Origin of the sequence: Sphingomicrobium astaxanthinifaciens (assembly GCF_022865105.1) — a bacterium.
Classification (GTDB): Bacteria; Pseudomonadota; Alphaproteobacteria; order Sphingomonadales; family Sphingomonadaceae; genus Sphingomicrobium; species Sphingomicrobium astaxanthinifaciens.
Genome location: NZ_JAKNYM010000002.1, coordinates 150,001 through 155,000, shown reverse-complemented (window position 1 = coordinate 155,000; position 5,000 = coordinate 150,001). Strand labels below are relative to the sequence as shown.

General features: G+C 59.1%; 1 protein-coding gene, 1 tRNA gene and 3 rRNA genes (2 of these 5 only partly in view). All 5 read left to right on the top strand.

The genetic code is table 11. The features are described from left to right. Positions 1-2,611 (top strand): 23S ribosomal RNA (locus tag L8951_RS04500); it begins 181 nt to the left of the window's first position. A 100-nt stretch (positions 2,612-2,711) separates the two neighbouring features. Then, positions 2,712-2,826 (top strand): 5S ribosomal RNA (gene rrf / locus L8951_RS04495). Positions 2,827-2,938: 112 nt separating this feature from the next. Beyond that, positions 2,939-3,015, top strand: a tRNA-Met gene (locus tag L8951_RS04490). Between the two features lie 239 nt (positions 3,016-3,254). Next, positions 3,255-4,331 (top strand): diacylglycerol kinase family protein, encoded by a 1,077-nt coding sequence (locus tag L8951_RS04485; RefSeq protein WP_244381811.1) that lies wholly within the window; start codon positions 3,255-3,257, stop codon positions 4,329-4,331. Positions 4,332-4,793: 462 nt separating this feature from the next. After that, positions 4,794-5,000, top strand: a 16S ribosomal RNA gene (locus L8951_RS04480) (it continues 1,277 nt past the right edge of the window).

Genomic DNA, 5,000 nt, shown 5'->3' with positions numbered 1-5,000 from the left:
AAGTTATCACCTTAGTGAATATATAGCTTTGGTGAAGCAAACCCGGAGAACTGAAACATCTAAGTACCCGGAGGAAAAGACATCAACCGAGATTCCGTTAGTAGTGGCGAGCGAACGCGGACCAGGCCAGTGCCGTCTAGTGAATTAGCAGAAGGATTTGGAAAGATCCGCCAGAGTGGGTGACAGCCCCGTATGCGAAAATGATCTAGACGGACTTGAGTAGGGCGGGACACGTGAAATCCTGTCTGAACATGGGGGGACCACCCTCCAAGCCTAAATACTCGTACATGACCGATAGCGAACCAGTACCGTGAGGGAAAGGTGAAAAGCACCCCGACGAGGGGAGTGAAACAGTACCTGAAACCGGTTGCCTACAAGCAGTGGGAGGATCCTCGAGATCTGACCGCGTACCTCTTGCATAATGGGTCAGTGACTTACTGTATCGAGCAAGCTTAAGCCGATAGGTGGAGGCGAAGCGAAAGCGAGTCTGAATAGGGCGAATGAGTTCGATGCAGTAGACCCGAACCCCGGCGATCTAGACATGGCCAGGTTGAAGGTGCGGTAACACGCACTGGAGGACCGAACCGTTGTATGTTGAAAAATGCTCGGATGAGCTGTGTCTAGGGGTGAAAGGCCAATCAAGCCGGGAAATAGCTGGTTCTCCGCGAAAACTATTGAGGTAGTGCCTCGGATGTATGCCGTTGGGGGTAGAGCACTGGATGGGCTAGGGCTGCGCGAGCGGTACCAAACCTAACCAAACTCCGAATACCAACGAGTCTTGTCCGGGAGACAGACGGCGGGTGCTAAGGTCCGTCGTCAAAAGGGAAACAGCCCTAACCTACAGCTAAGGTCCCCAAGTCATCACTAAGTGGGAAAGCATGTGGGAATCCCAAAACAACCAGGAGGTTGGCTTAGAAGCAGCCATCCTTTAAAGAAAGCGTAACAGCTCACTGGTCTAAATAAGGGTTCCTGCGGCGAAGATGTATCGGGGCTAAAGTGATGCACCGAAGCTTAGGGTTCGTGATTTATCACGAGCGGTAGCGGAGCGTTCTGTAAGTCTGTGAAGCCGAAGGGTAACCGACGGTGGAGATATCAGAAGTGCGAATGCTGACATGAGTAGCGATAAAGAGGGTGAGATGCCCTCTCGCCGAAAGCCCAAGGGTTCCTGCGCAAGGCTAATCCGCGCAGGGTAAGTCGGCCCCTAAGACGAGCCCGAAGGGGGTAGTCGATGGGAAACAGGTTAATATTCCTGTACCTGGAGATGTGTGACGGATGGCGGATGTAGTTCGACCTTATCGGATTGGTCGGGCTGCCAAGTTGTCCCGGGAAATAGCCTCTCCATTATAGACCGTACCCGAAACCGACACAGGTGGGCAGGTAGAGTATACCAAGGCGCTTGAGAGAAGGGTGTTGAAGGAACTCGGCAAATTGCCTCCGTACCTTCGGAAGAAGGAGGCCCCGTCAGAAGGCAACTTTTGGCGGGGGGCACAGGCCAGGGGGTAGCGACTGTTTATCAAAAACACAGGGCTCTGCTAAGTCGGCTTCAAGACGACGTATAGGGTCTGACGCCTGCCCGGTGCTTGAAGGTTAAAAGGAGGAGTGCAAGCTCCGAATTGAAGCCCAAGTAAACGGCGGCCGTAACTATAACGGTCCTAAGGTAGCGAAATTCCTTGTCGGGTAAGTTCCGACCTGCACGAATGGCGTAACGACTTCCCCACTGTCTCCAACACCTGCTCAGCGAAATTGAATTCTCCGTGAAGATGCGGAGTACCCGCGGTTAGACGGAAAGACCCCGTGCACCTTTACTGCAGCTTCAGAGTGGCTGTGGGAAACATTTGTGTAGGATAGGTGGGAGGCTTTGAACTTCCGGCGCCAGTCGGAAGGGAGCCATTGGTGAAATACCACCCTGATGTTTTCTATAGTCTAACCTCGAACCGTTATCCGGTTCAGGGACCCTCTGTGGCGGGTAGTTTGACTGGGGCGGTCGCCTCCTAAAGAGTAACGGAGGCGCGCGATGGTAGGCTCAGGACGGTTGGAAACCGTCTGCAAGAGTGCAATGGCATAAGCCTGCCTGACTGCGAGACTGACAGGTCGAGCAGAGACGAAAGTCGGTCATAGTGATCCGGTGGTCCCTCGTGGAAGGGCCATCGCTCAACGGATAAAAGGTACGCCGGGGATAACAGGCTGATAACCCCCAAGAGCTCATATCGACGGGGTTGTTTGGCACCTCGATGTCGGCTCATCACATCCTGGGGCTGGAGCAGGTCCCAAGGGTTTGGCTGTTCGCCAATTAAAGTGGTACGTGAGCTGGGTTCAGAACGTCGCGAGACAGTTTGGTCCCTATCTGCCGTGGGCGTCGATACTTGAAAGGAGTTGCCCCTAGTACGAGAGGACCGGGGTGAACATACCTCTGGTGGACCTGTCATCGTGCCAACGGTGCAGCAGGGTAGCTATGTATGGACGGGATAACCGCTGAAAGCATCTAAGCGGGAAGCCTCCCTTGAGATAAGGTATCATCGAGTCGTGGAAGACCACCACGTTGATAGGCCGGGTGTGGAAGCGCAGTAATGCGTGGAGCTAACCGGTCCTAATTACTCTTTTCGCGCTTGAGAGTCCCACCATCATCGACAGCCCTTTGGGCGCCGATGTGGCGGTATCGCTCAGCAAGATAACGCCCCAGATTTCTAGACCTTCATACGACGATCCCATAGCTTGGTGACCATAGCGTCCGTGACCCACCCGATCCCATCCCGAACTCGGCCGTGAAACCGGACAGCGCCGATGGTACTTCAGCTTAAGCTGCGGAAGAGTAGGTCGTCGCCAGGCTTTGCGATCGCCGTATGAAGAAACCCATTCACAAGTCATCACATAGCCGCTGCCGAGCGTCCCTCGAGCGGCGGCTTTCGTGTTTATAGGCCGGCAACGGCCGCATGATTGGCGCGGGGTGGAGCAGTCCGGTAGCTCGTCAGGCTCATAACCTGAAGGTCGTAGGTTCAAATCCTACCCCCGCAACCATCACCATAAGCCCCGCCCCCCGCGGGGCTTTCCTTTTGGGGCCCTACCCCGTCCCCCACGGCGCCCGCGAGGCAGCGTGTCCCCCGCTCGCCGCGCCCGCGACGCCGGAGCTTGCCGCGGCCGCCCCGCTGTCCGCGGGCCGTCGCTCGCGCGGCGCAAACGCGGTCAGGGCACCGCCACGCATCCCTCCGGCCCGACAGTCGTTGGACGTTCGTTCCCTCACTGCAAGATCGGCCCACATGCCACCTCTCGCTCCCCTCGATCGCCCGCATCGTTTCTGGCTGGTGGCCAATGCGGCCGCGCACTCGGCCAGTGCCGAGCTGATCGCAGCGATCCGCGCGAGGCTGGCCGATCATGGCGGGAAGATCGTCGGCGAAACCGACTTCCCCCGCAACGCGTTACCCGCACCCGGCGAGCTCGACGCGGTCGGGGCCGACGTGCTGGTCGCCTATGGTGGCGATGGCACCATCACGGGCGCGACTTGCGCCTTGCGCGACTGGGACGGGGCGATCCTCGCCCTGCCCGGCGGGACGATGAACCTCGTCACGAAGAAATTGCATCAGCGGCGCGAGCCGCTCGAGATCCTCGACGCGGTCCTCGGCGCACCGGCGCTGCGTTCGCTGCCGCTGATCGAGGTCGGGGAGTATCGATCCTATGCGCGGATCATTGCCGGGCCGGCGGCTCGCCTCGTCAGCGTGCGCGAAAGGCTGCGCGACCAGCGATGGGGGCACGCGTGGAGGGCGCTGCGCTTTGCGTGGCAGCTGATGGCGGCGCGCGCGATCGGGATCAGCGGGGAACGGGGGCGGTATAGCGCGCTGATCGTTCATGCCACCGCGGACGAGGCGCTGGCGCTCGACCGGGTCGCCAAGGGCGGCCCGCTGCACGCGCTTCGGCTCGCCTGGTCATGGCTCGGCGGGCTGCTGCTCGAGGGCGGCGCGTTGGTGCGCGAGGAGCGGCGCCGGCTGACGATCACGGCCGAGCGCCCGGTGGCGATCGTCATCGACGGCGAGGAGCGGCTGCTCGAGCCGCCGCTGCATCTCGAACCGGTCGGCGGCCCCGCCTGCTTTCTCGTTGCCGCAAAGCAATCCGAACAGCGCGAGCGCGCCGCGGGGTCGAGGGACGATTCGGCCGTCGGGTTGTCCGGAACGCGTGGAGGTGGTGTTGGGGTGATGACGCGGCGGCGGATTCGGCATTTGCCGGTGGTGGAATCGGGGGCGATGGTGGGAATCGTCTCGATCGGCGACCTGGTGAAGTATCAGATCGACCAGCTGGCGGCCGAGGCGGCGTTGATGCGCGACTATATTCAGGAAGCGTAAATCGCTGAATTGCTAGGGAAATCTTCGTCGGCATGCGGGCGCTGGCACTTTTGGGTCACGGATTTGAAAAAAGCCATTGACCCAAGGCCGAGGCGTCCATATATGCCTCCTCACAGCAGCGGCGGCGCCCACCGGTTCCGCTTGCTTGCGACGCTTCTTCAGCTGTCGGTAACACGACGCCCCGAACGATCAGGACGGGGATGAGGTGGCGTCGGCTCTTTGACATTGTCGGTTAGAATGAAGGGACATGCGGGCGGCGGCCCGGCATCCGGAACACTAGGTTCGGGTCTGTCGGTAAACAATAAGCCGTTCCAAATGGAGCTTCTCTGACGATCTTCGGATCGGACGGGAGTTCGCATGTCCAAAACGCAACACACCAGATTGTGATTTTGTGCAGGAACGGCTCCTAGTCAGCCGGTCATACCTGCCTGGACTATTCCTCCGGGCACCGTGATCGGTCATCAACTTGAGAGTTTGATTCTGGCTCAGAACGAACGCTGGCGGCATGCCTAACACATGCAAGTCGAACGAACCCTTCGGGGTGAGTGGCGGACGGGTGCGTAACGCGTGGGAAACTGCCCTGGGGTGCGGAATAACTCAGAGAAATTTGAGCTAATACCGCATAATGACTTCGGTCCAAAGATTTATCGCCCTGGGATGTGCCCGCGT

Bases quoted from the DNA above. Each gene is read 5' to 3' on its own strand.
- L8951_RS04485 (WP_244381811.1), top strand. From the start codon at position 3,255: ATGCCACCTCTCGCTCCCCTCGATCGCCCGCATCGTTTCTGGCTGGTG.